The following is a 26843-nucleotide window of genomic DNA, read 5'->3' as shown; positions in this document are numbered from 1 at the left end:
GGTCTGGACCACTCATCTGTCAAGACTCCCAACTGTCCGTCCCACCAGGTGTCCTGACATGCCGTCGGCCCCGCACCCGGTGCCGGCGGGTGCGGGGCCGAGGGGCGCGCGGGTCAGTTCAGGCCGTTGCTCTTCAGCCAGTCCTTGGCGACCGCCGACGGGTCCTCCTTGTCCACCGCGACGCGCTTCATCAGCGCCGTCAGCCCGGCCGTGTCCAGCTTCGCCGAGACCGCGTTCAGCGCGGCCGCCCCGGTCGGGTCCAGGCCGGCCTTGTTCACCAGCGGGGTGACGTTCTGCGAGCTGAACAGGTTCTTCGGGTCCGCGAGGGGGACCAGCTTCAGCTGGACGATCTTCGGGTCGGTGGTGAACACGTTGCCGACCTGGACGGTGCCGTCCTTGAGCGCGTTGGCGGTGGTGTCGGCGGTCGGCTTCCACTCCTTGAAGGTGAGGCCGTACACGTCCTTGAACTGCTGCTCGCGCCGCGACTTGAACTCCGGCGGGCCGCCCACCACCAGGTCCTGGGACTTGCCCGCGAGGTCGGCGATCGACTTCACGCCGAGCCGGTCGGCGGTCTCCTGGGTGACCGTCAGCGAGTCCTTGTCCTCGGCCGCCGCGGAGTCCAGGATGCCCAGCGCGGCCGGCAGCTTCGCGGCCAGCTCGCTGTTGACGGCCTCCTTGCCGGCCGCCGTCGACTTCGCGTCCAGGTAGCCCAGCAGCGCGCCGTTGTACTCCGGCAGCACCGTCAGCGCCCCGGACTGCAGCTGCGCGTACAGCACCTCCCGGCTGCCGATGTTGAACTTCTCCTCGACCTTGACGCCCTTGGCCTTCAGCGCCTGCGAGTAGATCGACGCCAGCAGCACGTTCTCCGGGAAGTTCGCCGAGCCGACCACCACGGTCTTCCCCGAACCCCCCTGCCCGGCGGGCGACTTCGCGGCCAGTGGGTCGCCCCCGCCGGAGGAGGAGCAGGCCGCCGCGCCGAGCAGCAGCACGGCGACGGCGACGGCGGTTCTGACCTGACGGGACGTCATATCGATTCCTTCGACAGTGCGGGGGAGCCCGCGGGTTCGTCAACGTGGACGGTGCGCGCGCCGCGCGGCGTCGCGTACCGGATGAGCAGGGCGAACAGCAGTTGGACGGCGACCGCCAGCAGCACCACCAGCAGCGCGCCGCCGACGGTGGTGGGGAAGTCGCGGGTGGCGAGGCCGTCGATCACGTACCGGCCGAGGCCGCCGAGGCCGACGTACGCGGCGACCGTGGCGGTGGCGATCACCTGGACGGCGGCGGTGCGGGCGCCCGCGAGCAGCGTCGGCGCGGCGGCGGGCAGGCAGACCTGGAAGAGCGTCTGCGGGTGCGTCAGGCCGATGCCGCGGGCCGCGTCGCGGACGTCCGGGTCGGTGCCGCGGATGCCCTCGGCGGTGGCCACCAGCAGCGGCGGGGCGGCGAGCGCCGTCAGCGGCAGCAGCACGGCGGTGTCGCCGACACCCGCGAGCAGCACCGCCAGGGTGACCAGGCCCAGCGTGGGCAGGGCGCGGGCGACGCCGGTCAGCGCGGTGACCAGGAACAGGCCGCGCCCGGTGTAGCCGATCAGCAGGCCCAGCGGCACCGCGAGCAGCGCGGCCAGGGCCAGCGCCTCGGCGGAGAACACCAGGTGCTCCAGGACGCGGTTCGGCACCGAGTCCGGGCCGGAGCGGTGCGCCGGGTCGGCGAAGAACTCGTTCAGCCAGGTCAGCCAGTTCACCGCGCCACCCCCGTCGCCCACGGCGCGAGCAGCCGGCGGGCCGCGACCAGCACCAGGTCGCAGACCAGCGCAAGCAGCGCCACCAGCACGATCCCGGCCAGGATCGGGGTCGGGAAGGTCCGCTGGAAGCCGTCCACGAACAGGTAGCCGAGCCCGCCCCGGCCGATCAGCGCGCCGACCGCCGCCAACGAGATCGAGGACACCGCCGCCACCCGCAGGCCCGCTATCAAGTACGGTACGGCCGCCGGGAGTTCGACGGCCGCCAGCCGGTGCCAGGGGCCGTAGCCCATCGCCGTCGCGGCCTGCCGCACCGGCTCCGGCACCGCCCGCAGCCCGTCCACCGTGGTCGGCAGCAGCACCGCCAGGGCGTAGCAGGTCAGCGGCACCATCACGGTCTGCCGGGTGGCCAGGCCCGTGTACGGGATCAGCACCACGAACACCGCCAGCGAGGGCAGCGCGTACACCACGTTGAACACCGCCGCGAGCGGCTGGTACAGCCGGGGCCAGCGGGTGCAGGCCAGGCCCAGCGGGACCGCCAGCAGCAGGCCGATCAGCACCGGGACGAGCGCGATCACCGCGTGGTCGCCGGTCAGGCCGGCCAGGTAGCCGAGGTGGTCGCCGAGCCAGCGCCAGCGGATCAGCGGCTCACCGTCCAGCATGGTTCACCTGCGCGCCGTCGTCGTGCGAGCCGTCCTCGGTCGGGCCGTCCTTGGTCGGGCCGGGCTCGTCCTTGCGCGGGCCGTCCTCGGTCGGGCCGGGCTCGTCCTTGCGCGGGCCGTCGTCGTGCGGGCCCTCCTCGGGCGCCTCGCCGCCGGGCTCCGGCGCCTCCGGTGCGGCGAGCGCGGCCACCACGGCGGCCCGGCTCGCGGTGCCGACCGCCCGGCCGTCGGCGTCCACCGCCACGGCGTGGCCGGACGGGGACAGCACCGCCGCGTCCAGCGCCGAACGCAGGGTGTCCCGGGCCGGGGCGAACACCGGCACCGGGTGGGAGCGGCCGTCGCGCCGCCAGTGCTCCGGGCGGCCCGCCGCGTCCAGCGTCAACTGCCAGCCGTCGTAGGCGGGTTCGAGCGCGGCGAGCGGGACGCCGGCGGCCGGGCGCAGGCCCAGGCCGCGCAGGCCCCGGTCGCGGCCCAGGAAGGCGGCCACGCCCTCGTCCGCCGGGGCGGTCAACAGGGTGTGCGGATCGGCGAGTTGGGCGATCTCGCCGTGCTCGCGCAGCACCACCACCCGGTCGCCGAGCCGGACCGCCTCCTCGATGTCGTGCGTCACGAACAGCACCGTCTTGCCCAACTCGGCCTGCAGGCGCAGCAGTTCCTCCTGCAGCCCGGCGCGCACCAGCGGATCGACCGCGCTGAACGGCTCGTCCATCAGCAGCACCGGCGGATCCGCTGCCAACGCCCTTGCCACGCCCACCCGTTGCTGCTGCCCGCCGGACAGCTGCGCCGGATAGCGGCGGGCCGTCTCCGGCGGCAGGCCGACCAGCTCCAGCAGCTCCGCCGCCCGCGCCCGGGCCCGCCTGCGGTCCCAGCCGAGCAGCCGGGGCACCGTCGCCACGTTGTCGATCACCCGCCGGTGCGGGAACAGCCCGGCCTGCTGGATCACGTACCCGATGCCGCGCCGCAGCCGTGCCGCCGGCAGCGTGGCGACGTCCGTGCCGTCCAGCAGCACCCGCCCGCCCGTCGGCACCACCATCCGGTTGACCATCCGCAGGATGGTGGTCTTGCCGCAGCCGGACGGGCCGACCAGCACGGTGGTGCGGCCCGCCGGCACGTCGAGGTCCAGGCCTCGGACGGCGACCGTGCCGTCGGGGTGGCGCTTGGCGGCGCCCTCGAATCTGATCACGGAAGGTCCTAGCGATGGGCCGAGCGGATTATCGAACATGGATCTGAATACGTCTGTCCGGCTTCCCGGGCCGCGATCACCGCAAACCTTGATCCACCGAACGGGTGGGCAGACCGGCCGCGGCCCAGGCCACGAACCCGCCGTCCAGGTCGGTCGCCCGGAACAGCCCCAACTCCCTTAGCGAGGCCGCCGCGAGAGACGAGGCGTAGCCCTCCGAGCAGACTACAATCCACGGCACGTCGTGTCCGGTCGCCTCGGGAATCCGGTGACTGCCCGTCGGGTCCAGCCGCCACTCCAGCACATTGCGTTCGATGATCAGCGCCCCCGGAATCTCACCCTCCCGGGCCCGCTGCGCCGCCGGACGGATGTCCACCAGCCGGGCCCCGGCCGTCACCGCCGCCCACGCCTCCTGAGGGCCCGGACGTTCCAGGCCCGCCCGGGCCCGCGCCACCAGCTCGTCCACCGTGGTCACCACTGCTCCGGTCCTTCCGTCGCCGTCCGCACCAGGCCGCCGGCCCGCAGCTCGTAGCGCGACATCTCCGCCAGCGGCGGCGAGTACGCGTGCAGCGTCACCGCCGGGCCCGCCGAGGTGTTGCGGACATCGTGCAGGTACTGCGGCCCGAACGCGCGCTCCGTGCCCGATGCCAGCCGCCGCACCGTCAGCCCGTGCTCCGGGCCGGCCAGCGCCAGCTCCTCCAGCTCGCCCAGCGCCACCGTGAACGCCCCGCGCGAGCCGCCGTGGTCGTGGAACCCGGTCGACTGCCCCGGCAGCCAGCTGATCAGCCACACCTCGTAGTCCGGGGCCAGCTCCAGCCGCTCGTACCAGCGCTCCTCGGCGGACAGCCGCACCCGGTGCAGCCAGCGGTCCGGGCGCTCGGCGAGGTCGCGGACGATCCGGCGCAGCGCGTTCGGCGACAGAGGTGGACGGGTGGTGGCCTCGGCGGGAGCCGGGGCGGTCGGGGCGGTGGGCATGGGTCTCCTCCGGGGAAGCCGGGGCAGCCGTCGCCGGGGAAGGGCGGGGACGGCGGGGACGACGGGTGGCTGGTGCCCGGTCGCGCCGAGCGGGACGGCGCGCAGGCGGGCGCACCGCCGGGCGGGCGGTGCGGGGGAGTGCTCCGAGGGGTGCGGCGCGGTCCGGGCTCAACTCACCGGGACGCGGGCGCGGGCCGTGCGGGGAAGGTCAACAGGCACACATGTCGCTCGCCTGGCGTCGCAGGTCGACGTGCAGGCGGCAGACCAGGAAGGTGCCGGGATTCATGCCGCCGATGCTTCACGACGCGGCGGCGGCCCGTCAAGCTCCGCCACGAGCTGGTCGAAGGGCGGACGTTTCCGTCCCACCTGACGGGATTCCCGGGGAAACGCCGACGGCCCGCGCTCCGGGGAGGGCGCGGGCCGTCGGGGTCGGGGGCTGGTCCGGGTGTCCGGACCGGTGTCGCTCAGTTGTCCTGGCCGGCGTTGTCGTCGGCGTCGGCGGCGGCACTCTCCGCCGCGTCCACCTTCTGCTGCATCTGCTGGACCTGGGCGCCGTCCGCGCCCTTGTCGGAGCCGCCGGACGTGCCGCCGGACGGGCCGCAGGCCGTCAGCAGGGCCGCCGAGGCCAGCGCGAGTGCCGCGAGGGCGGCGGCCGGGCGACGGGTCACTTGGACGCCGCCGGGGCGTTCTTCGCGCACCAGTCGGCGACCGACTTCAGGTCCGCCTTGCGGGTGTCCAGCGTCGAGACCAGGGTGCGGCGGACCGTCAGGCGGTCGTTCAGGTACTTCTCGATCTCGGCGTGACCGGCCTTGTGGGCGCTGTCCACCCGCTGCTCCAGCCGGGCGATCGAACCGTTCACGGTCGCGTCGCCGTGCAGGCGGGTGAGCGCCTTGTCGACCCGCTCCTCGGTCTTCGGCAGCCGCTTGCAGATCGACTTCGCCCCGTCGCCCTTCGGCGCCCCGCCCGCCGCCTGCGCGGGCCCCGCCGCGAGCACCGCGCCCGCCAGCGCGAGCACCCCGGCCACCGCCACCGTCCGGTTGATCCGCATGGCACTTCCCTTCCCACTCCGTTGCCCGGGGTCGGACTGCCCGGCCCCGGACGGGACCGTACGGAGGCTTCTTGTGGAAACCCTGTGGAACGGGGTTCAGGCCGCGGACGGGGCTCAGACCGCGGGCGGGGCGAGCTCGACCAGGACCAGGGTGCCCGAACTGCCCGGACCGACCGCGTGCTCGACGCCCGCGCCGACCAGGAACAGCTGCCCGGCCCGCACCTCGACGGCCTCGCCGTCCGCGACCAGGTGCAGCACCCCGTCCAGCACCAGCAGCGCCTCCGGGGCGGGGTGGCATTCCGCCGGCAGCGGTCGGCCGTCCATCCGCAGCACCTTCAGCTCCGCCGGGCCGACCCGGTCGAGCAGGAGTGAACTCCAGGCGGACGGAAGCGAGTCGGCGGCGCTCGGCAGGTCGATCGGTGTCATGGCAGCACTCCTGACGGGCCGTCGGTGCCCGGTCGGTTTCGGTGGATGCGCCAGACGCTACGCGGGCGGGGCGTCCCGTTGGTCGACCGTTCGGTAAAACCTTTCATCCGGGCGGACCGGCGGCCAACCACTGCTGCGGCGGCGGGAGTTGCCGGGCCGGTGCCTGGTCGCGGAGCAGCGGGAGCCGGACCTCCAGGCGGCAGCCCGGCGGGTCGGGGCGGGTGGCGGCCGTGACGGAACCCCGGTGCAGGGCGGTCTGCTGGGCGACCAGGATGAGGCCGAGGCCGGAGCCCGGGCTGTCCGGGCGGCGGTGGAAGCGGTGGAAGACGGCGGCGCGCTCGGCGGGTGCGATGCCCGGGCCCCGGTCGTCCACGGTGAGCATCGCTGCGTCGCCCTCGACCCGCAGCCGGACGTCCACCTCGGCGGGACGGTCGGCGGTGCGCCCGTGCACGGCCGCGTTGCCCAGCAGGTTGTCGAGCAGGATGCGCAGCCCCGCGTCCCAGCCGAACACCCGTGCCTCGGTCGGGAGTTCGAGGCGGAAGGCGGCCTGCGGGTGGCGGCGCTGCGCGTCCGCGACGGCGGCGTCCACCAGTTCGGCGAGATCCACCGGGCCGAATGCCGACACCTCCACCAGATCGCCCCGGGCGAGCATCGACAGTGCGCCCAGCAGGTCCACCGTGCGGGCGTGGTCCTGCTGCAACTCGGCCAGGATTTCGGCGCGTTCGTCGGCCGGCAGGTCCGGGTGCGCGGACAGCACGTCCAGGTTGGTGCGCAGGCTCATCAGCGGCGTGCGCAACTCGTGCGAGGCGGCCGAGGAGAACGACCGCGCGGTGTCCAGGGCCTGCGCGGTGCGGGTGGCCTGCTCGTCGTAGCGGGACAGCAACAGGGCGATCGCGCCCGAGAGTTCGTCCACCTCGGCGGTGCCGGTGCGGGTGTGCGCGAACACCGCGTGGCCCGTTCGCGGATCCAGCACGGCCGCCCGCCGGCCCAGGCGGCGCAGCGGGAGGGTGGCGCGTTCGGCCAGCGCGAAGGCGATCAGGCCGGACAGCGGCGCCGAGACCAGCGCCACCAGCAGCACCCGCCGCCGCACCGCCCGCAGCTCCTCCGCCGGCTCCCCGGCCGGGGAGAACACCCACAGGGTGCCGGTGGCGGCGCCGCTGTTCAGCTCGACGGTCAGGACGCGCCAGGCCGCACCGTTCTGACGGACCGTCACTATGCCTTTGGTCTGCGGGAGTTGGCGATCCCCCGGCTGCGACCCGGCGGCGAGGAGGACGGTTCCGTCGGCCGCCGCGACGCGGACGCCCGCGTCCAGGGCGGCGTCCAGCACCTTGCGCTGCTGGTTCTGCTCGGCCTTGGGGCGGCCCCTGGTGTCGGCGGTCAGCAGGGCGCGGGCATTGGGCAGCAACGCGGCCGCCCGGTCGTTGAGTTGTGCGTCCTGGCGGCGGTGCAGGTCGGTGTTGACGAGCGGCAGCAGCAGCGCGGCGGCCGCTGCCACCAGCAGCGGCACCAGGGCGGCGGCGCCGAGCGCAATTCGGGTGGAGAGCTTCACCGGCCGCCACCGTCAGGTGAGTTGGGGGACTCCGGGGCGCGCAGGACGAAGCCGACGCCGCGCACGGTGTGGATCAGTCGGGGCCGGCGACCCGCGTCCTCCAGCTTGCGGCGCAGATAGGAGACGAAGGTGTCGACGGCGTCGCTGCGCACCTCGAAGTCGTAGCCCCAGACCCGGTCCAGCAGCAGCTCGCGGGAGAGCACGATGCCCGGGTTGCGGGCGAACTGGGTGAGCAGCTCGAACTCCCGTCGGGTGAGGCGGAGTTCCTCACCCTCCCAGTGGGCCGCGTGGGTCTCCGGGTTGATCCGCAACGGGCCCACCCGGAGCAGGTCGGCGGGCTGGGGCGGACGGCGCCGCAGCAGGGCGTGCAGCCGGAGCACCAACTCCTCCAGCGCGAACGGCTTCACCAGGTAGTCGTCCGCCCCTGCCTGCAACCCGGCCACCCGGTCGGCGAGTTCGTCCAACGCGGACAGCATCAGCACCGGGGTGTCGTCCCCCCGCGCCCGCAACGTCCGGCACACCTCCGTCCCCGCCAGCCCCGGCAGCCCGACGTCGAGCACCACCACGTCCGGCGCCCCCTCCGCCACCTGCCCGAGCGCCCCCGGCCCGTCCTCGGCCAGCAGCACCGTGAACCCGCTCAGCCGCAGCCCCCGCGAGAGGCTCCGCCGAATCGCGGCATCGTCGTCCACCACCAGCACCCGCCCGCCCACCCGACACCCCTCCGTCCGCCCGCACCCTGCGAGGGGACCGACCTTCGCACAGGAGGATGAGGCGGCGGCGAGCGGGGGACGGGAGAAGAGGACCCGCGGCCGGCCGCGGGGAGGGTGGTGGTGGCCCGCGGGTGGGTGGGGTCCGCAGGCCGGGTTGGGCGGAGGGGTCAGCGGCAGAGGGCCGCGTCGACGGCGTCGGTGAGGTGGGTGGTGGTGGCGGCGTCGGGGACGGTGGTGACGGTGATGTTGACGGCGCGGCCGTCCTCGGTGACGCCGCCGCGGTTGCGGTGGGCGGGGGCGGTGCCGCCATGGCCCCAGACGAGGCCGCCGCAGGTCAGCGGCTTGCTTTCGAGGCCCAGGCCGTAGCGGACGCCGGGTCCGATGAGGTCGGCGGGGACAGTGCTGCGCATCTCGGCGAGCTGCGCGGCGGGCAGCAGGCGGCCCGCGAGGAGGGCGCCGAAGAAGGTGTTGAGGTCGGTGTTGGTGGACACGACGTCGCCGGAGGCCCAGGCCATCGACGAGTCCATCTCGGTGTAGTCGATGAGCGGCGCGCCCGGCTCGGTGGTCAGGTAGGCGTGCGGGTGGGCCTCGCGCAGGGCGGTCTCCCCGGTGGCCGGGACGTAGGTGTGGCGCAGGCCGATCCGGTCGATGACGCGTTCGGTGACTTCCTCGCCGTAGGGGCGGCCGGTCACCTTCTGGATCAGCAGGCCCGCCACCAGGTAGTTGGTGTTGCTGTACATCCAGTCGGTGCCGGGGGCGAACAGCGCCTTCTGGGCGAGCGCCCCGTCGAGGAGTTCCCGCGGCTCGAAGTACCGGTACTGGATGGGGCGGAAGTCGGTCAGCGCGGGGGCGTCCAGGTAGTCGGGCAGGCCGCTGGTGTGCTGGAGCAGTTGGCGGACGGTGATGGTTCGGCCGTCGATGCCGTCGCCGCGCAGCAGGCCGGGCAGGTAGGTGTCCACGCTCGTGTCCAGGCCGACCCTGCCCTCGGCGACGAGTTGCAGGACGACGACGGCGGTGAACGTCTTGGTGTTGCTGCCGGCCCTGATCTGCCCGTCGACCGGGACTCTGGAGCCGGTGGCCAGGTCGCCGACACCGGCGGTGTAGGTGCGGGTGCGGCCGTCGCGGTCCTTGACGGTGGCGAGGGCGGCGGGCATCTTGTCGTTCTTCACCAGCGCGTCCAGGCGCTGCTGCACGACGTCGGGGCGCGGTGCGGCGGAGGCCGCGGTCGGGGCGACGGCGGTGAGGGCGAGTCCGGCGACGGCCGAGGCCGTCACCAGGCGGATGCGGCGCGCCGTGAGCCGCGGGGCGTGTTCGTTCATCGGGACTCCACGAGTGGGAAGAGGAGGGGCGGTGCGGCCGGGTGGCCCGTGCCGAGGGCCACCCGGAGGGGCGGTCAGCGGCAGAGCACCGCGTCCACGGCCCGGTCCGCGTGCTCGGTGGTCTCGACGCTGTTCGGGAACCCGGTGACGGCGATGCTCACGGTGCGGCCGTCGTCGGTGGTGCCGCCGAAGGTCTCGTAGCCCGGGATGGCGCCGCCGTGGCCCCAGGAGAGCCCGCCGCAGGAGAGCGGACGGCTGATCAGGCCGAGGCCGTACCGGGTTCCGGCGCCGAGCGCGTCGGCGGGGACGGTGGTGCGCATCTGGGCGAGCTGCTCCGCGGGCAGCAGTCGGCCCGTCAGGAGGGCGTCGTAGAAGCGGGTGAGGTCGGTGTTGGTCGAGATCATCGCGCCGGCGGCCCAGGCCCAGGACGGATCCAGCTCGGTGTAGTCGTGCAGCGTTCCGTCCTCGGCACGGATGTAGCCCTTGGGGTGGGCCTCGCGGATCGTGGTGTCGCCGGCGGTGGGGAAGTAGGTGTGGCGCAGGCCGGCCCGGTCGATGATCCGCTTGGTGATCTCCTCGCCGAGCGGGCGGCCGGTGACCTTCTGGACGATCAGGCCGGCCAGCAGGTAGTTGGTGTTGTTGTACTCCCACTGGGCGCCGGGCGCGAAGTGGGCCTTCTGGGTCAGCACGGTGTCGAGGAGTTCGCGCGGCTCGGTGTACCGCATCGGGTTGGCGAGCACGCCCGCGGGATTCATGTACTCGGGCAGGCCGCTGGTGTGCTGGAGCAGCTGGCGGACGGTGATGTTCCGGCCGTCGAAGCCGTCGCCGCGTACCAGGCCGGGCAGGTAGGTGTCCACGCTCGTGTCCAGGCCGACCTTGCCCTCGGCGACCAGTTGCAGCACGACGACGGCGGTGAACGGCTTGGTGTTGCTGCCGATCCGGACCTGACCGTCGACCGGGACCTTGGCCTTGGTGCTCAGGTCGCCCACCCCGGAGGTGTACGTCCGGGTGCGGCCGTCGCGGTCCTTGACGGTGGCGAGCGCGCCGGGCACCTTGTCGTCCTTCACCAGCGCGTCCAGGCGCTGCTGCACGACGTCGGGGCGCGGTGCGGCGGAGGCCGCGCCCGGCACCAGGACGCCGGCCACCACGGCGGCGGCCAGCGCGGTCACGGTCGCCGCGACCGCGGCCCGGCGACGGCGGTGGCGGCCTGGACGGTGCTGCTGCGGTGCGTACTCGTTCATGGGAAGGGCCCCCTCTTGGTAGGGCGCCGAAGCTCTTCTCGGCGTCCCACCAAGAGGATCATGTGACGGACCGTCAATTCGTCCGTGCGGAGGACGAAACCGCACCTGGGAACGGGCTCCGGGACGGGGCCCGGCACGGGACCGTGCTCCCGGGCTCCGGGCGGGAGAGCCGCCCTTCTGACCGGTGGGCGAATGGCCCACCGGCCAGGGATGCACGGCCCGCCGGGAGGGGGTCGCTACGGCTCGTCGTGCCAGGAGAAGGCGGCTATGCGCCAGCCGTCGGGGGTGCGGGCGAACTGGAAGGTCTTGGTGCCGGTGCCTTCGTAGGTCTCGCCGTTGAGGAGGCCGGCCTTGCCGTAGCGGCCGATGCGGCAGGCGACGGTGTCCATGATGTCGGTGTGCTCGCTGATCTCCCACTCGTGGAACTCGGTCAACCGGCCGTCGGAGAGCAGGAGTTCGCGCGGAGCGATGAACTCCTCGCGGGTGTAGGTGAGGTAGCGCGGCGACGTCACCACGACGATCGCGCCGGGCAGCATCAGGCGGCGCAGGCGGGCGACGTCGGCGGGCCGGCCGTCGCGGTTGTCGAACGCGGCGAAGAACTCGGCGGTGAGCAGGTCGAGTTCGGCCTTGGCCTCGGGGTTCGGGAGCGGAAGCGACATGGCCGGAACAGTACACACCGCACAGCGGGCGGGCCCGTCGAGGTGACGTGCCCGCCCGGGCGCTCAATCAGCGGTCGGGGTCAGTGGCGGTGACCCTTGCGGCGCCACCAGAGCAGTCCGCCGCCGAGCAGCAGCAGCGATCCCGCTGCGGCCGCGGCCGGAAGAGCCAGGTCGGAGCCGGTCTCGGGCAGCCGGCCGTGCTCGCGGTCGTGCTCGGGCTTGGCAGGCTTGGTGGGCTTGGGACTCGGGCTCGGACTCGGGCTGGGGGACGGCTGCTTGATCGTCGTCTCGGTGGCGCAGGTGCTCGGGCAGCTGCCGGACGCGCCCGGCGTCGCGGTGTTGCGCAGCCTGCCGTTGCCCTGCACGGGGTTGTCGACCGTCACGCTGTAGGTGATGGTCGTGGTCGCCCCGGCGGCCAGCGGGCCGGACCAGCTGAGAGTCTTCCCGCTGAGCGTCGCGCCGTTGGTGGCGTCGTTGTTGTACGTCGCGTCGTCCAGTACGTCGCTCAGGTCGTCGGTGAACGAGGCCGGGTCGGCGGCGGTGAAGTCCACGGTGCCGGTGTTCGTGACGGTGACGGTGTAGGTGACCTTGTCACCGGGGGAGGTGGTCGTGGCCGACACCGACTTCGCGAGGGTGAACCCCTGGACGGTCGTGGTGGTGGTGCAGTCGGCGGCGGTGGTGCAGCTGCCGTTCGGGCCGGGGGCGGCGAGGTTGGTCAGCTTGCGGTTGCCGGTGTCGGGGTTGTTGACCGTCACGCTGTAGGTGATGGTGGTCGACGCTCCGGCGGCCAGTGGGCCGGACCAGCTGAGGGTGTGGCCGTTGAGGGTCGCGCCGTTGGTGGCGTCGTTGTTGTAGGTGGCGTCGTCCAACACGTCCGTCAGGTCGTCGGTGAACGTGGCCGGGTCGGCGGCGGTGAAGTCCGCCTGGCCGGTGTTGGTGACGGTCACGGTGTAGGTGACCTTGTCACCGGGTGCGGCCGAGGTCGCGGAGGACTTCTTGGCGATGGTGAAGGACCGGGTGAGCGGCTGGACGGGTGTGCTGGTGGTGCATTCGGCGGTGGAGGTGCAGTGGCCGTACTGGCCGGGGGCGGCGACGTTGGTCAGCACGGCGTTCGCGGGGGCGTTGGGGTTGGTGGTGACGGAGTAGGTGAGGTTGAGGGCGCTGCCGACCGGCAGGCTCAGGTTCCAGGCGAGGGTGTTGCCGCTCAGGGTGCCGCCGTTGCTGGCGTCGTTGTTGTACGCGGCGTGGTTGAGGACGTTGGTCAGGTCGTCGGTGACGTGCGCGGGCGGGGCGGAGTCGGGGCCGTTGCCGAACGCGACTTCGCCGGTGTTGGTGACGGTCAGCGTGTAGTGCACGACGTCGCCGGGGGCGACCGAGTCGGGTGCGGCGCGCTTGCTCACCGAGAACTCGGCGATCGGGGTGTTCCGGGTGCAGGTGTCCGCGCAGGTGCCGGTGCCGCCGGGGACGGCCGCGTTGCGCAGGACGTGGTCGCCGGTGCCCGGGTTGTTGACCACCACGGCGTAGGTGACGGTGTGGGTCGCGCCGGCGGCGAGCGGGCCGGACCAGGTGACGCTGCCGTTGACGGGCTGGGCGCCGCCGGTGAGGGAGGCCGGGTCGAGGGTCGCGTCGTCGAGGACGTCGGCCAGGTTGTCGGTGAAGGACGCCGGGTCGGCGGCCGTGTAGTCGATCGTCCCGGTGTTGGTGACGGTGACCGTGTACGTCACCCGGTCTCCGGGACCGGCGAAGTTCGGGGCCTGGACCGAGGCGGTCTTGGAGATGGTGAACGACGGCGCGGGCGTGCCGGCCGGGCAGGCCGTGGAGGTCGCGGTGTTGTTGGTGAGGTCCGGGTCCTGCTCGTTGCCGATGACCGTCGCGGTGTTGGTGATCCCGTCGGCGACGCAGTCGGTGCCGGCCACGGCGGGCGCGGTGCCGGACACCGTGACCGAGGCGCTGTCGCCGGTGCCGAGCGGGGCGCCCGCGCACTGCAGGACGTTGTGGCCGCCGTCGTCGACGGTGATCTCGCAGCCGGGCGTGCTGGTGGTCGGGTTGAGCAGGGTGTCGGGGAGGACGTCGTTGATGACGTAGCCGGAGGAGTTGCCCGGCCCCTCGTTGGTCACGGTGAGGGTGTAGTCGATCGCCTGGCCGGGGCTCCAGGTGGCAGGCCCGGACTTGGCGAGCGACAGGTCGACGGGCTGGCCGGGGTAGGACGCGCCGTCGTTCTGGGAGTTCTGCGGGCCCCTGGTGGAGGAGATCAGGATCGCGGAGGGGCTGGCCGAGGTGGGGTCCACCAGCTGGAGCTGGTAGACGGTGCCGGTGACGTTGTTCGAGATGCCGATGTTGCTGTTGCCGTACACCCACTGGGCGCCGTACGGGTTGGCGGGCAGCTTGGGCGCGGGGAACGAGACGACGTTGCCGTTGTTCGGGTCGATCCGGTAGATCCGGCCGCCCTCGCCGTACACGCCCCAGATGTAGCCCTGCGTCCAGACGAAGTCCGAGATGTTCGGCACGTTGGCGGACAGCGCGATGTGGGTGGTGGTGCGGCTGACCACGTTGATCGCGTACAGGTCGTCGTTGCTGTTGGCCAGGCGGACGTACAGCAGGTCGGCGGTCGCGCCCTGGCCGAAGGTGCCCTGGTTGTAGTTGGTGGCGGAGGACGGCAGGCCGACCTGGCCGTAGTTGATGCCGACACCGCCCTGGCCGACCCGGACCAGCCCGCCGTTGTCGTTGACGGCGTACAGGTACTGGTCGCTCAGGTGGAAGCCCATCGCGTTGTAGCCGAACGCGGCGGTGCCCTGTTTGACGAAGGTGATCTGGCCGGGGCCCTGCACCGCCTCGTACAGGGTGGTGGGCTCGCCGCGGGCCGGGCCCTGGGCGACGAACACCAGGCCGGGGCCGACGGGGAACGGGTCTCCCGCGGCCGCGGCGGCGGGCTGGGGCGGTCCCAGCAGCGGGAGAGAGACGGCCCCCAGACCCGCAATGATCAAACCGACCCACCATCGACGTGCCATCGCGGCCGCCCTCCGTTCACAGTTCAGGGAATAAAGGGAGCGTAAGATGACAAAACATCAGATAAACGGACAAAGCGTCCGAATGAGGGTATTTCAGCGAGTGCGAAAACTCGTTGCGGGGCCGAACGAGTGCACGCGACAATCCGCGCCATGAGCTCTGTGATTCGCCACGTGACCATCGACTGCCTCGACGCCTACGCGCTCGGATCCTTCTGGTCCCAGGTGCTGGAACAGCCGCTGCACGCGGAGGACTTCCCCGGTGACCCGCAGGCCCTGATCGAGGGCGCGGGCCTGCTGTTCGTCGCGGTGCCGGACGCCAAGGCCGGCAAGAACCGGCTGCACTTCGACCTCCAGCCGCAGGACCGGACGCGGGACGAGGAGGTCACCCGGCTGCTCGGCCTCGGTGCCGTCCTGGTCGACGACCGGCGCAACGCGGACGGCACGGGCTGGGCGGTGCTGGCCGACATCGAGGGCAACGAGTTCTGCGTGGAGCGCAGCCAGGCGGAGCGCGCGGCCTGAGCCGAGCGGGCCGACGTCTCCCGGCGCCGGGCCGAATCCTTTTCGGCCGCAGCCCCCTCTTACGAGCACACACCGGCGGACGGCCGCCGGTGGCGACAGCTCGGAGGAATCCCATGGTGGTGGCCATTGCCATCGGTGCCGGCGCGGTACTGATCTGCACCTGCGCGTTCGTGCTCAAGTCGAGGCGGGGCAAGCGTGGTTGAGACGGCCTGGCCTCCCGTCGAGGTGATCGAGGCGGCGCGCTGCGGCGACCCGGGCTCGATCGACGTGCTGGTGGCGGGCGCCCATCCGAAGGTGCGCAGGTTCGCGCACTCGCTGTGCGCCAGCCCGGAGGACGCGGAGGACGCCGCGCAGGAGGCGCTGATCATCCTGTACCGGCGGATCGGCATGCTGCGGGCCACCGGCGCGCTCGCCTCCTGGCTGTTCCGGATCGTCCGCAACGAATGCCTGCGGCGGGTCCGCACCGTGCCCGCTGTGCCCCGGGAGCCGCTCGGGTCGGCGGACTCCGCCGAGCAGGAGGCGCTGCGGCGGCTGGACGCCGAGCGGGTCGCGGCGGCGATCGCCGCCCTGCCCGCCGACCAGCGGCGGGTGCTGATCATGCGCGACCTGCAGGGGCTCGGCGGCCGGGCGGTCGCGGAGGCGCTCGGACTGAGCACCGCCGCGATGAAGTCCCGGCTGCACCGCGCCCGGGCGGCCGTCCGGGCGGAACTCGGGGGGCCGCGGTGAAGGGGCAGGGCGACTTCGCGAGCGCCACGCTGACCCGGCACCTGGTGCGCGGCGCGCTCGGGTTCGGCGGCCTGGTCGCCGCGTTCGCGCTGATGCCGCTGACCGGACCGCTCTCCCTGCTGCTGGCGCCGCTCGGGCTGGTCGCGCTGCGCGGCTGCCCGATGTGCTGGGCGATCGGCCTCGCCCAGACGCTCTCCCGGGGGAAGCTGCAACGGGAGTGCCACGACGGCCGGTGCACCCTCAGGAGGGCCTGAGGCGGGCCGGGCCCGGCCCCTCGGACAGGTGGGGCCGGGCCCATGATCGGACGATCGGGGCGGATCGGCCGGGCGGGGGAACGGCCGCCGGTTCTCCGCCCCCCGCCACCGGCCGTCGGCCAGACTTCGTCAGGTCGATCGCCCCCGAACGGCGGAGGAGCCAGCCATGACGAGCCCAGCCACCAGCACCGGCCCGCTCGCCGCCCTGCTCGCCCGGACACCCGTCCCGGCGCCGCACCCGCACCACGAGGCGCTGCGCTCCGAGATCACCCACTGGCTGGCCGGCACCGGCATCCCGGACACCGCCTCCGCCGACAACTGCCTGGAACTCGCCGCCCGCAGCTGGGGCGACGTCCCCGCCGGGCCCGGACTGCGGGCCGCCGCCAAGTGGCTGGTGCTGACCCGGCTCCTCGACGAGCACCTCGACCGGCCCGGCGACACCGCCCGGCCGACCGTCGCCGCCCTGCACGCACTGACCGCCCCCGGCTCCGTCCCGGCCGCGCGGACCGCACCCGACGGCGCGCAACCGCCGCTGGTGCGGGCCTTCGAGGAACTGCGGCGCGACAGCGCCACCCTGGCCGGACCCGACTGGCAGGCCCGCTGCGCCGCCGACTTCCGCTCCCACCTGGACAGTTCGCTCGACCGGCTGGACACCTCCGGCGCCACCCCGACCGTCCCGCAGTACCTGACCCACGGCGGACGCGACGGCGCGGCGCGCTGCGCGGCCGGCTGGGTGGAGCTCGCCCACGGCCTCGACCTGCCCGACCACCTGCACCGCCACCCCCAACTCGCCGACCTGCTGGCGCGTTTCCGGCACCTGGTCGGCTGGATCGGCGACCTCGGCGCCACCGGTCCGGCCGCCGGCCGCAACCTGCCGCGCGCCCTGGAGGTCCACCGCGGACTGCCCCCGCACGCCGCCGCCGCGAAGGTCGCCGAGCTGTGCGCCGCCGAACTCACCACACTGGAGTTCCTCGCCGACGGCATCGCCCGCGGCTCCCACTGGCCCACCCGAGTCCGCTGCCACGCCCAGGCCTTGGTGCGCCACGTGCACGCCCTGACGCACTGGGCGGCGACCGCGCCGGGCCGCCCGCACACGGGCTGACGGAACCGCGCGGGTGGCGGCGGGCGTCCCTGTCGACGAGGAACACGACGGGATTGGCCCTCGTGGCACAGGGCAGGAGGACGGCATGGGTATCGTCAGTTGGATCATCCTCGGGCTCCTCGCCGGAGCCATCGCCAAGCTGCTGCTGCCGGGCAAGGACCCGGGCGGCATCATCATCACCACCCTGATCGGCATCGCCGGCTCGTTCATCGGCGGGTGGCTCTCCTCGAAGATCCTGCACAGGTCGGTCAACGTGCACTTCTTCGACCTGCCGACATGGATCTCCGCGATCGCCGGAGCCCTGGTCCTGCTGATCGCCTACCGCCTGATCTTCGGCAAGTCCCGCGACTGACCTCCCCCTGTCAACCCAGCGCCCCGGCCGAGCAGTTCGGCCGGGGCGCCGGTACGTCGCGCGCTCGTCAGAGCCGTCAGGGCTCCGTCAGAGCTCCGGCAGCGGCTCCTGCGCGGCGGACCAGGCGGCCGGGACGCCCGCCGGACCGGTGCGGGCGGCGACCACGCCGCCGGCGATCGCACAGGTGGTGTCCATGTCGCCCCAGCCGGCGACGGTGTGCCAGAGCGCCTCGACCAGGTCGTCCAGGTGCCCGGCGGCCGACCACAGCGCGAACGGGACGGTGTCCTGCGCCGAGACCAGACGGCCGGAGCCGAGCACCACCGCGGCGTGCCGGACACTCGTCCCCGCCGGGAGCCGCGCGGCGATCCGCAGCCCGGAGCGCACCTCCGACTCGGGCAGCGACCCGGCCACCTCCGACAGGAACTCCCCCCGGGCAGCGGCGGGTTCGTCGCGCGAGCGGAACGCCAGCGCCGCCGCCAGGGCCACCGCCCGCGCCCCCGCCGCGGCCTCCGGATGCGCATGGGTGGCCCGGGCGGAACGCTCGGCCTGCTCGGCGACCACCGCGAGATCCGCCGCGAACCACACGCCCAGCGGCGCGACCCGCATCGCCGCGCCGTTCCCGTGCGAGCCCTGCCCGCCGAACAGCGCGCCGGTGACGGCGAGATGGTCCTCGCCCGCGTGCACCGCGCGCAGCACCTGATGCATCGACGGCCCGTACTTGCGGTGCGGCACCGCCGCGTACTCCGCCGCGAACTCCCGTGCCAGCGTGGCCGGTCGGACCTCGCCGTGCGCGCGCAGATGCCGGACCAGGACCAGCGCCATCGCGGTGTCGTCCGTCCAGTGCCACGGCCCCGGACGCACCAGCCGGCTCGCGACCTCCGCCGACGCCTCGTCCACCGGCGGATGGAACCAGCGGTCGCCGAAGGCATCGCCCAGGGCGAGCCCGCGCAGGCTGTCGAGGACGGGCGGCGGGACGGGGAACACGATCACTCCTCGGGGACGGTGCTGCCGATTCTGGCCAGCCGGGAAGGTGCGCGTCGAGCCGATTTCGGGGTCGCCCGTCGGGCGGGGTTCGCTCGATCGTGGGCGATTCGTGCTGCCGATTCGCCCTCGCGGGTTCAAGGTGAGAGCGGGACGCACAGTGCAGATCGCGTCCCGCTCGTCGCGCCGGACCCGGGCCGCGGCCGCCTTCCGGCCGCTCGGCGCCGCTCGGACGGCGAGTTCGCATGCGGAGGCCACCTCGCAGGGAGCTGAACGAATCTTCTAGGCTCGCTTCCCGGTCCCTGCCACGGTCGCCCGTCCGCACCGAGGAACAGGAACCGATGTCCCCGGACCCCGGGCCGAGCCGGGGTCACGGACCGAGCGAGGAGGACACAGTGCTGCCCAGCCCCACATCGCACCGGACACCACGGACCGGCCCGGAACCGCAACACATCCCCGCGACACCCGCCCCGGCCATACCTCCCAGTGCCACGCGCCCCACCGGGGGTGAACGGTGACCGCCCATACCGTGGCCCCCGAGCCACAACCCGCCGCACCGTCCGGATCCCCGGCCGACGAAGAACTGCCCACCGCCGCACCGGCCTCGGCCACCGCCGCCCTCCCGGGCCTGCCCCACACCCTGAGCAGCAGAGCCCGCACCCTCACCGCCGCCGTCCGCAGACGCTGCGCGGACCTCGCCCGGATCGAAACCCCGTCCGGCGACGCGCCCCGGCTGAACACCCTCGCCGAAGAACTCGCCGCCGGATACACCGCCACCGGCGCCACCGCCACCCGCGAACCCTGCGACCACGGCGACCACCTGGTCCTCAACTGGCCCGGCCGGCACGAAGAACTCCCGCACCTGCTGGTCGTCGGCCACCACGACACCGTCTGGCCCGCCGGCACCCTCGCCGACTGGCCCGTCGAGGAACAGGACGGGCGCCTCACCGGCCCCGGCATCCTCGACATGAAGGGCGGACTCGCCCTGCTGGAAGGCGCGTTCGCCCTCCTCGCCGACCTCGGCCAGCGCCCGCACCGACCCGTGCGGCTGATCGTGGTCTCCGACGAGGAGGTCGGCAGCCCCGACGGCCGCCGCCTCGTCGAACAGCACCTGCGCGGCGCCGCCGCCGTCCTCGGGCTCGAACCCGCCCACCCCGACGGCCGCCTGAAGACCGCCCGCCGCGGCTCCGCCCGAGTCCGCCTCAGCGTCACCGGACGCGAAGCACACGCCGGCAACGACGCCGCGAACGGCGTCTCCGCGATCGACGAACTCGTCGACCAGCTCATCGCCCTGCGCGGCCTCAACCGGCAACCCGGCACCGAACTCAACGCCGGACGCATCGACGGCGGCACCCGCGCCAACGTCGTCGCCGGCCGCGCCCAGGCCGAGATCGGGCTGCGCTTCTCCACCACCGAAGCCCAGCGCCGCACCCTCGACACGCTCGCCCACCTGACCGCGAACCGGCCCGGCGCGAACGTCCGCACCGAAGTCCTCTCCTCCCGGCCCGCCTGGCCCGAACGCACCGCGAACCCCCTGCTGCGCCACGTCCGCTCACTCGCCGCGGCCCTCGGCCACCACCTCGACGGCGCACCGGCCGGCGGAGCGGGGGACACCAACCTCGCCGGCGCGAGGGGGCTGCCGACCCTCGACGGCCTGGGCGCGGTCGGCGCGGGCCCGCACGCGCGGCACGAGCACGTCCGGGTCGACCAGCTGGGCCCGCGCATCGCCCTGCTGGCAGCCCTGCTGGCGGTCCCGCTGCCCCGGCTCAGGTGAAGAGGGTGCGAAGACAGGGGCGCGTGGATGCGCGACAAGCGCAGACCACGTCCGCAAGGTCGCGATCACGAGCAAGTCATTGTCCTGCGTCGCGATCTTTGCGGTGGGGTGCCTTCCGCTTCGCGCAGTTCCCCGCGCCCCTGTTTTCGCACCCGCCAGGTTCTCGCGCCCCTCGTTCCTGCCTTGTCAGGGTCGCGCTCCTGTGTACAGAATGGAACCGACCGAACGGTCAGTCGGGAGGTGGGTGGTGGAGGCGAGCGCGGAAGCGCAGTCGCGGTTCGAGGCGGTGGTCGCCAGTGAGCAGCGGGTGGAGCCCCGGGACTGGATGCCGGAGGCGTACCGGGCGACGCTGGTGCGGCAGATCGCACAGCATGCCCACTCGGAGATCATCGGGATGCAGCCGGAGGGCAACTGGCTGACCCGCGCGCCGTCGCTGCGGCGCAAGGCGATCCTGCTGGCGAAGGCGCAGGACGAGGCCGGGCACGGGCTGTACCTGTACGCGGCGGCGGAGACGCTCGGTGTGGACCGGGCCGAGCTGACCGAGAAGCTGATCGACGGGCGGCAGAAGTACTCGTCGATCTTCAACTACCCGACGCTGACGTTCGCCGACGTCGGCGTGATCGGCTGGCTGGTGGACGGCGCGGCGATCTGCAACCAGGTGCCGCTGTGCCGCTGCAGCTACGGGCCGTACGCGCGGGCGATGGTGCGGATCTGCAAGGAGGAGTCCTTCCATCAGCGGCAGGGCTACGAGCTGCTGATGACGCTGATGGCCGGCACCGACGCCCAGCGGCGGATGGTGCAGGACGCGGTGGACCGCTGGTGGTGGCCGTCGCTGATGATGTTCGGGCCGCCGGACGGGGCGTCGCCGAACAGCGAGCGGTCGATGGCGTGGCGGATCAAGCGCCACAGCAACGACGAGCTGCGCCAGCGCTTCGTCGACATGACCGTCCCGCAGGCCGAGATCCTCGGCGTGACGCTGCCCGACCCGGCGCTCGCGTGGAACGAGGAGCGCGGCAGCTGGGACTTCGGCGAGCCGGACTGGTCGGAGCTGATGCAGGTGATCAAGGGCCAGGGTCCGTGCAACGCGCAGCGGATCGAGCGGCGGCGCGCCGCCCACGAGGACGGCGCCTGGGTGCGGGAGGCGGCGTCGGCGTACGCGGCCAAGCACGGGCAGCGGAAGGGGAGTTCCCAATGAGCGGTGAGCGGGCGTCCTGGCCGCTGTACGAGGTGTTCGTGCGGCCCCGGCGGGGGCTGAACCACGTGCACGTGGGGTCGCTGCACGCGGCGGACGACACGATGGCGCTGCTGGCGGCGCGGGACCTGTACACCCGGCGCAACGAGGGGGTGAGCCTGTGGGTGGTCCGCTCGGACGCGATCACCGCGTCCAGCCCGGACGAGCAGGACCCGTTCTTCGCGCCGAGCGGGGACAAGGTGTACCGGCACCCGACGTTCTATCCGATCCCCGAGGACGTTCCGCACATCTGACGCACCGTCAATCTCATGGCAGGGAAGGCGACATGACCGACGACCACGTGTACCTCTCGCTGGCCGACGCCGCGGGCGAGCCGGACGGCGAGGCCCGCTGGGCCTACGGCACGGGGTTCGCCGATCCGCTGCTGGGCGTGGACGCCGCGCCGCCGGCCGGCATCGACGCGGCCGCGCTCGCGGAGTACTGCCTGATGCTGGGCGACGACGCGCTGGTGCTGTCCCAGCGGCTGATCCAATGGATCACCCGGGCACCGGAGTTGGAGGAGGAGGTCGCGCTCGCCAACCTCGGCCTCGACCTGCTCGGGCAGGCCCGCCGACTGCTCACCCGGGCCGGGCAGTTGGACGGCACCGGCCGCAGCGAGGACGAACTCGCCTACTGGCGGGAGGACTTCGAGTACCGCAACGTGCGCCTGGCGGAGCTGGAGAACGGCGACTTCGCGCAGTGCGTGGCCCGGCTGCTGATGTTCGCCACCGCCCGCGAGGAGCTGTACCGGCGGCTGGCCGAGCATGCGGACCCGGTGCTGGCGGCCGTCGCGGCGCTCGGCGTCAAGGAGTTGGCGTACCACCGGGAGTACGCGCAGTCCTGGGTGGTGCGGCTCGGCGACGGCACCGACACCTCGCGGGAGCGGATGCGGGCGGCGCTGGACTCGCTGTGGCCGTGGCTGGACGAGCTGTTCACCCCGCACCCGGTCGAATCCGCCGTCGGCGTCGACCCGTCGGAGCTGCGCGAACCCGTACTGGCAAGCCTGGCACGGGTGTTGGAGCAGGCCACGCTGAGCGTGCCGGAGGCCGCGCCGCGGGCGTACGTGAACGGGCGGGCCGGGCGGCATGGCGTGCACACCGAGGCGCTGGGCCCGCTGCTGGCGGAGCTCCAGGTGGTGGCCAGGGCGCACCCGGGGGCGACGTGGTGAGCACCGTCGAGCGGGCCAGGGAGGTCGCGGCCGCCGTGCCCGACCCCGAACTGCCCATGCTCACCCTGGCCGACCTGGGCGTGCTGGCCGACGTCGAGGAGCACGACGGGATGGTCACCGCCTGGCTGACGCCCACCTACTCGGGCTGCCCGGCGGTCGCCGAGATGGCCGGCGACGTGGCCCGGCGGCTGCGCGCGGCCGGCTTCGGGCAGGTCGAGGTGCGGCTGCGGATCGACCCGCCCTGGTCCAGCGACCGGATCAGCGCGGAGGGCCGCCGCAAGCTTGCCGAGGCCGGCATCGCCCCGCCGACCCCCGGGGGCCTGCTGGCGCTCGGCCCGACCCGGCTGGCCGTGCCCTGCCCGCAGTGCGGCTCCACCGACACCGAGGAACTGTCCCGGTTCGGCTCCACCGCCTGCAAGTCGCTGTGGCGGTGCCGCAGTTGCCGCGAACCCTTCGACCGGATCAAGGAGATCTGATGGCCGCCCGCCGCCCGCGGTTCCACCCGCTGCCGATCGGCACCCTGGAACGGCTCTGCGAGGACGCCGTCGCCGTGACCTTCGACGTGCCGCCCGCGCTGGCCGAGGAGTTCGCCTTCAAGCCCGGGCAGACGCTGACCCTGCGCCGGATCGTCGACGGCGTGGACGAGCGCCGCTCGTACTCGCTGTGCTCGCCGGTCGGCGGGCCGCTGCGGATCGCCGTCCGCGAGGTGCCCGGCGGACTCTTCTCGCACTGGCTGGTCGGCGAGGCCGAACCGGGCGAGACGGTCGAAGTCCTGCCGCCCAGCGGCATGTTCACCGCCGACCCGGCCGAGCCCGGCGAGCACGTGCTGATCGCGGCGGGCTCCGGCATCACCCCGATGCTGTCCATCGCCGCCTCCGTGCTGGCCGGCCACCCCGACTCGCGGGTCACCCTGCTGTACGGCAACCGGCGCAGCGACACGGTGATGTTCGCCGACGAGCTGGCCGACCTGAAGGACCGCCACCTGGGCCGGTTCCAGCTGGTGCACGTGCTGTCCCGGGAGAGCCGGGACGCCGAGCTGCTCAGCGGCCGGCTCGACCCCGACCGGGTCAAGGCGCTGCTGGAAGCCCTGGTGGACGTCCCCGCGGTCGACCACTGGTGGCTGTGCGGACCGTTCGGCATGGTGGCCGGCACGAAGGAGCTGCTGGCCGAACTCGGCGTCCCCGCCGCGCGGGTGCACCAGGAGCTGTTCCACGCCGAGGACGAGCGCGCCGAGGAACGACACCCGGAACCCGTCCCCGACGCGGCCGCCAGCGAGGTCACCCTGGTGCTCGACGGGCGCTCCAGCACCCTAGCCCTGCCGCGCGACCGCTCCATCCTGGACGGCGCCCAACGCGCCCGCCCCGACCTGCCGTTCGCCTGCAAGGGCGGCGTCTGCGGCACCTGCCGGGCGCTTTTGTGCGAGGGCAAGGTGGAGATGCGCCGCAACTTCGCGCTGGAGGAGTCCGAACTCGCCGCCGGGTACGTCCTCACCTGCCAGGCCCGCCCGGTCTCCGACCAGGTCACCGTCGACTACGACCGGTAACGCCCGCTACACGGTGGCCAGTTGGCCGCGCAGCAGGCGGACGACCTCGTTCACCGCCGCGCGGCCCGCCCGGTTCGCGCCCACCGTGGACGCCGAAGGCCCGTAGCCCAGCAGGTGGATGCGCGGGTCGTCGGCGACGTGCGTGCCGGACAGCCGGATGCCGCCGCCCGGGCCGCGCAGCGCGAGCGGCGCCAGGTGCGTCAGCTCGGCGCGGAAACCCGTCGCCCAGATGATCGCGTCCACCGCCAACTCCTCGTCGCCCCAGGCCACTCCGTGCTCGGTCAGGCGGTCGAACATCGGGCGGCGGTTCAGCACGCCCAGCTCCTCGGCGCGGCGGTAGGCGACGCTCGGGCCGAGACCGGTGACCGACACGACGCTGCGCACCGGCAGGCCCGCCCGCACCCGCTCCTCCACCTTGGCGACCACCTCGCGGCCGAACTCCGGGGTGAACGGCCCCTGGTGGACCACCGGCGGCGTCCGCGTCACCCACACCGTCTCCGCGACCGCGCCCACTTCCGACAGCACCTGGATCGCCGACGCCCCGCCGCCGACCACCAGCACCCGCAGGCCCGCGAACCCGTCCGGCCCCCGGTAGTCCGCGTAGTGCAGCTGACGGCCCGCGAAGTGACCCGGGTAGCGCGGCAGGAACGGCCGCGTCCAGGTGCCGGTGGCGTTCAGCAGCGCCCGGGTGATCCAGCTGCCGGAGTCCGTCTCCACCAGCAGCCGCCCGTCCGGCCGGTCGCGCACCGCCAGGACCTTCACCGGCCGCACCACCGGCAGCGCGTGCTGCGCCTCGTACGCGGCGAAGTAGCCCGGCACGGCGATCCGGGCCTGGGTGGCCGGGTCGGTGGCGGGGAGCTCGAAGTCTGGCAGGTCGTGGAAGCCGTGCACGGTGGCCATCGTCAGCGACGGGGAGCGGTGCGCCCAGGCCCCGCCCGGGGCGTCGTCCGCGTCGAGGACCACGAAGCCCGTGTACGGGGCGAAGCCGCGGCGGCGCAGGTGGTAGGCGGCGGACAGGCCGGCCTGGCCCGCGCCGATCACCAGCGCGTCCACCTCGCGGGGCGATTGCGCGTCACGGCGTGCGTCCGCCTCACGGGGAGCGGGGGCCGCCGCGCCGGGAGCCGGGGCCGTCGCGCCCGGGTCGATCGTTGCACCGTGAACAGTCACGCCGGTGAAACATCGCCGCGCGGCCGGGTGTTCCCGCCCCCGCCGCCGCCCGGCAGCAGGCGCAGCGCGGCGACGGCCAGCGCCTCGGGGCCGTCCGGGCGCAGCGCCAGGAACAGCCGGGGCTCGGTGAGTTCGAGCTCGATCAGCACCGGCGAGCCGTCCGGCAGGCGCACCAGGTCGACGCGGGCGTACAGCAGCTCGGCCCGCTGCGGGACGGCGGCCAGGATGCGCTCGGCGAGGGCGAGTTGGTCCTCGGCGGGCTCGCGGGCGACGTCCTCGAAGCCGCCGCCGAGCATCGGGCCGCGGCGCACCGCGTGGCTGAACCCGCCGCCCAGGTACAGCAGCGAGGTCTCGCCCTCGTCCTCGACCATCGACAGGTACGGCTGGACCATCGCGGTGCGGCCGGCGGCGGTGAGGGCGGCGACGTGGGCGAGCGCCTCGGCGCGGTCGGTGGTGCGCAGGGTGTCGCGGGCGCCGGAGGAGATCGTCGGCTTCACCACCAGCTCCGGCCAGTCGGCGCCGGTGAGTTCCTCGCCCGGGGCGACCCAGACGGTGGGGACGATCGGCACCCCGGCCGCCGCCAGGTCGCGCAGGTAGGTCTTGTCGGTGTTGCGCTCCAGCACCGGCACCGGGTTGGCCACCCGGGTCAGCGCGGCCGTCCGGCGGGCCCAGGCGAGGAACGCGTCGCGGTGCAGGATGTAGTCCCAGACGCTGCGCACCAGCACCAGGTCGTAGCCGCTCCAGTCGACCGCCGGGTCGTCCCAGAACGGGGCCTCCGCGACCACCCCGGCGCGGGCGAACGCGGCCAGCACGGGGAGCATCTCCACGTCCTCCACGCCCCGGCAGGTGGCGTACGCGACCCTCGGGCCGGCCGTGCTGGTGATGGGGTGCGAAGGGGTGCTCACGGGTGCTCCTGGCAGTACGCGGGACGGTCCGGCAGCGAGGCTCTTACGCACCCGTGAGCGTGTCAACCGCTTTACCGACTGTCTGAAGAGATGGTCGGGCTGTGGTCGAAGTGGCTCGTCAGTCGATCGGTGCGATGACCGCGGCGGTGCCGTACGCGCACACTTCGGTGCCCACGTCGGCGGCCTCCGTGACATCGAACCGCATCATCAGCACCGCGTTGCCGCCACGCGCCCTGGTCTGCTCGACCAGTCGCTCCATCGCCTGGTTCCGGGTCTCCACCAGGGTCTTGGTCAGGCCCTTCAGCTCGCCGCCCATCAGCGACTTCAGGCCCGCGCCGATCTGCGAACCGATGTGCCGCGAACGGACGGTGAGGCCGAACACCTCGCCGATCACCCGCTCCACCCGGTACCCCGGCACGTCATTGGTGGTGACCACCAGCACGCCGCCCGACGGGTCCTGCCCGCCGCCGAAATCGTTCAATTCGCTCATGGCTCCCACCCTCTGCCAACACCCGGTCCGAACTCCAGTCCGGCACGCCGGAGATGCTACGGGAAAGCGTTTTCCGCAGGGCTTCGGCAGGGCTTCGGCGGGGCTTCGGCCGGGCTTCG

The 26843-nt window shown here is 73.6% G+C and carries 30 protein-coding genes; 11 read left to right on the top strand and 19 right to left on the bottom strand.

The annotated features are described in order from the left end of the window. Nucleotides 1-113: 113 nt before the first annotated feature. From ACWEMJ_RS00325 to ACWEMJ_RS00255, 15 genes are all read right to left on the bottom strand, one after another. The gene (locus ACWEMJ_RS00325; protein WP_452134661.1) at nt 114-1028 is read right to left on the bottom strand and encodes an ABC transporter substrate-binding protein; all 915 of its coding nucleotides are present in this window, start codon (nt 1026-1028) and stop codon (nt 114-116) included. Next, nucleotides 1025-1738, bottom strand: a complete 714-nt coding sequence (locus ACWEMJ_RS00320) for an ABC transporter permease (RefSeq protein ID WP_452134660.1) — start codon at nt 1736-1738, stop codon at nt 1025-1027. The genes ACWEMJ_RS00325 and ACWEMJ_RS00320 overlap by 4 nt, the downstream gene beginning before the upstream one ends. Then, nucleotides 1735-2397 carry an ABC transporter permease gene (locus tag ACWEMJ_RS00315; RefSeq protein ID WP_452134659.1) on the bottom strand — a complete coding sequence of 221 codons (663 nt, stop codon included), beginning with the start codon at nt 2395-2397 and terminating at the stop codon, nt 1735-1737. The genes ACWEMJ_RS00320 and ACWEMJ_RS00315 overlap by 4 nt, the downstream gene beginning before the upstream one ends. Then, nucleotides 2384-3580: an ABC transporter ATP-binding protein gene (locus tag ACWEMJ_RS00310; protein WP_452134658.1), complete on the bottom strand. Its 1197-nt coding sequence runs from the start codon at nt 3578-3580 to the stop codon at nt 2384-2386. Before ACWEMJ_RS00310 ends, ACWEMJ_RS00315 begins: the two co-directional genes overlap by 14 nt. A 76-nt stretch (nt 3581-3656) precedes the next feature. Then, entirely contained in the window at nt 3657-4055 is a 399-nt protein-coding gene (locus ACWEMJ_RS00305; RefSeq protein WP_452134657.1) for a rhodanese-like domain-containing protein, read from the bottom strand. After that, a complete protein-coding gene (locus ACWEMJ_RS00300) occupies nt 4049-4552 on the bottom strand; it encodes a cysteine dioxygenase (protein WP_452134656.1) in 504 nt (167 codons plus the stop codon). Before ACWEMJ_RS00300 ends, ACWEMJ_RS00305 begins: the two co-directional genes overlap by 7 nt. A gap of 464 nt (nt 4553-5016) precedes the next feature. Then, nucleotides 5017-5220, bottom strand: coding sequence for a hypothetical protein (locus ACWEMJ_RS00295; RefSeq protein ID WP_452134655.1), 204 nt, complete (start codon nt 5218-5220; stop codon nt 5017-5019). After that, nucleotides 5217-5600, bottom strand: a complete 384-nt coding sequence (locus ACWEMJ_RS00290) for a hypothetical protein (protein ID WP_452134654.1) — start codon at nt 5598-5600, stop codon at nt 5217-5219. The genes ACWEMJ_RS00295 and ACWEMJ_RS00290 overlap by 4 nt, the downstream gene beginning before the upstream one ends. Nucleotides 5601-5714: 114 nt before the next feature. After that, nucleotides 5715-6026 carry a cupin domain-containing protein gene (locus tag ACWEMJ_RS00285; protein WP_452134653.1) on the bottom strand — a complete coding sequence of 104 codons (312 nt, stop codon included), beginning with the start codon at nt 6024-6026 and terminating at the stop codon, nt 5715-5717. A 103-nt stretch (nt 6027-6129) separates the two neighbouring features. After that, entirely contained in the window at nt 6130-7575 is a 1446-nt protein-coding gene (locus ACWEMJ_RS00280) for a sensor histidine kinase (RefSeq protein WP_452134652.1), read from the bottom strand. After that, entirely contained in the window at nt 7572-8285 is a 714-nt protein-coding gene (locus ACWEMJ_RS00275; RefSeq protein WP_452134651.1) for a response regulator transcription factor, read from the bottom strand. Before ACWEMJ_RS00275 ends, ACWEMJ_RS00280 begins: the two co-directional genes overlap by 4 nt. 167 nt (nt 8286-8452) lie before the next feature. Continuing rightward, nucleotides 8453-9604 (bottom strand): serine hydrolase domain-containing protein, encoded by a 1152-nt coding sequence (locus ACWEMJ_RS00270; RefSeq protein ID WP_452134650.1) that lies wholly within the window; start codon nt 9602-9604, stop codon nt 8453-8455. A gap of 74 nt (nt 9605-9678) precedes the next feature. Continuing rightward, nucleotides 9679-10845, bottom strand: a complete 1167-nt coding sequence (locus ACWEMJ_RS00265; protein WP_452134649.1) for a serine hydrolase domain-containing protein — start codon at nt 10843-10845, stop codon at nt 9679-9681. A 236-nt stretch (nt 10846-11081) separates the two neighbouring features. Further along, entirely contained in the window at nt 11082-11504 is a 423-nt protein-coding gene (locus tag ACWEMJ_RS00260; RefSeq protein ID WP_452134648.1) for a DUF4440 domain-containing protein, read from the bottom strand. 80 nt (nt 11505-11584) lie between these two features. Beyond that, nucleotides 11585-14488: a DUF6923 family protein gene (locus ACWEMJ_RS00255; RefSeq protein ID WP_452134647.1), complete on the bottom strand. Its 2904-nt coding sequence runs from the start codon at nt 14486-14488 to the stop codon at nt 11585-11587. A gap of 174 nt (nt 14489-14662) precedes the next feature. Here ACWEMJ_RS00255 and ACWEMJ_RS00250 point away from each other — a divergent pair, with 174 nt between their 5' ends. From ACWEMJ_RS00250 to ACWEMJ_RS00230, 5 genes are all read left to right on the top strand, one after another. Then, on the top strand, nt 14663-15031 hold the full coding sequence (locus ACWEMJ_RS00250) for a VOC family protein (protein WP_452134646.1): 369 nt from the start codon (nt 14663-14665) through the stop codon (nt 15029-15031). Nucleotides 15032-15226: 195 nt separating this feature from the next. Further along, nucleotides 15227-15757, top strand: coding sequence for an RNA polymerase sigma factor (locus ACWEMJ_RS00245; protein WP_452134645.1), 531 nt, complete (start codon nt 15227-15229; stop codon nt 15755-15757). Continuing rightward, nucleotides 15754-16011, top strand: a complete 258-nt coding sequence (locus ACWEMJ_RS00240) for a hypothetical protein (RefSeq protein WP_452134644.1) — start codon at nt 15754-15756, stop codon at nt 16009-16011. Before ACWEMJ_RS00245 ends, ACWEMJ_RS00240 begins: the two co-directional genes overlap by 4 nt. A 166-nt stretch (nt 16012-16177) precedes the next feature. Further along, the gene (locus tag ACWEMJ_RS00235; protein WP_452134643.1) at nt 16178-17113 is read left to right on the top strand and encodes a terpene synthase family protein; all 936 of its coding nucleotides are present in this window, start codon (nt 16178-16180) and stop codon (nt 17111-17113) included. Nucleotides 17114-17198: 85 nt separating this feature from the next. After that, nucleotides 17199-17465: a GlsB/YeaQ/YmgE family stress response membrane protein gene (locus ACWEMJ_RS00230; protein WP_452134642.1), complete on the top strand. Its 267-nt coding sequence runs from the start codon at nt 17199-17201 to the stop codon at nt 17463-17465. Nucleotides 17466-17552: 87 nt separating this feature from the next. Here the strand turns inward: ACWEMJ_RS00230 and ACWEMJ_RS00225 are convergent, their stop codons facing one another. Continuing rightward, nucleotides 17553-18449: an ADP-ribosylglycohydrolase family protein gene (locus tag ACWEMJ_RS00225; protein WP_452134641.1), complete on the bottom strand. Its 897-nt coding sequence runs from the start codon at nt 18447-18449 to the stop codon at nt 17553-17555. A 511-nt stretch (nt 18450-18960) separates the two neighbouring features. Here ACWEMJ_RS00225 and ACWEMJ_RS00220 point away from each other — a divergent pair. The 6 genes from ACWEMJ_RS00220 (at nt 18961) to paaE (ending at nt 24162) form a co-directional block, all read left to right on the top strand. Then, nucleotides 18961-20220, top strand: coding sequence for a M20 family metallopeptidase (locus ACWEMJ_RS00220; protein ID WP_452134640.1), 1260 nt, complete (start codon nt 18961-18963; stop codon nt 20218-20220). Between the two features lie 211 nt (nt 20221-20431). Beyond that, nucleotides 20432-21415, top strand: coding sequence for a 1,2-phenylacetyl-CoA epoxidase subunit PaaA (gene paaA, locus ACWEMJ_RS00215; RefSeq protein WP_452134639.1), 984 nt, complete (start codon nt 20432-20434; stop codon nt 21413-21415). Next, nucleotides 21412-21705: a 1,2-phenylacetyl-CoA epoxidase subunit PaaB gene (gene paaB, locus ACWEMJ_RS00210; RefSeq protein ID WP_452134638.1), complete on the top strand. Its 294-nt coding sequence runs from the start codon at nt 21412-21414 to the stop codon at nt 21703-21705. Before paaA ends, paaB begins: the two co-directional genes overlap by 4 nt. Before the next feature lie 32 nt (nt 21706-21737). Beyond that, entirely contained in the window at nt 21738-22619 is an 882-nt protein-coding gene (gene paaC / locus ACWEMJ_RS00205) for a 1,2-phenylacetyl-CoA epoxidase subunit PaaC (protein WP_452134637.1), read from the top strand. Next, nucleotides 22613-23095: a 1,2-phenylacetyl-CoA epoxidase subunit PaaD gene (gene paaD / locus ACWEMJ_RS00200; protein WP_452134636.1), complete on the top strand. Its 483-nt coding sequence runs from the start codon at nt 22613-22615 to the stop codon at nt 23093-23095. Before paaC ends, paaD begins: the two co-directional genes overlap by 7 nt. After that, nucleotides 23095-24162 (top strand): 1,2-phenylacetyl-CoA epoxidase subunit PaaE, encoded by a 1068-nt coding sequence (gene paaE, locus ACWEMJ_RS00195; RefSeq protein ID WP_452134635.1) that lies wholly within the window; start codon nt 23095-23097, stop codon nt 24160-24162. Before paaD ends, paaE begins: the two co-directional genes overlap by 1 nt. Nucleotides 24163-24168: 6 nt before the next feature. Here the strand turns inward: paaE and ACWEMJ_RS00190 are convergent, their stop codons facing one another. The 3 genes from ACWEMJ_RS00190 to ACWEMJ_RS00180 form a co-directional block, all read right to left on the bottom strand. Next, entirely contained in the window at nt 24169-25215 is a 1047-nt protein-coding gene (locus ACWEMJ_RS00190; protein WP_452134634.1) for an NAD(P)-binding domain-containing protein, read from the bottom strand. Between the two features lie 110 nt (nt 25216-25325). Then, entirely contained in the window at nt 25326-26234 is a 909-nt protein-coding gene (locus tag ACWEMJ_RS00185) for an ATP-grasp domain-containing protein (protein WP_452134633.1), read from the bottom strand. A gap of 118 nt (nt 26235-26352) precedes the next feature. After that, nucleotides 26353-26724 carry a YbjQ family protein gene (locus ACWEMJ_RS00180; protein WP_452134632.1) on the bottom strand — a complete coding sequence of 124 codons (372 nt, stop codon included), beginning with the start codon at nt 26722-26724 and terminating at the stop codon, nt 26353-26355. Nucleotides 26725-26843 lie beyond the last annotated feature (119 nt).

This window comes from Kitasatospora sp. NPDC004531 (genome assembly GCF_053602195.1).
The sequence above is the reverse complement of the archived record's forward strand: the minus strand, read 5'-3'. Positions and strand labels throughout refer to the sequence as shown.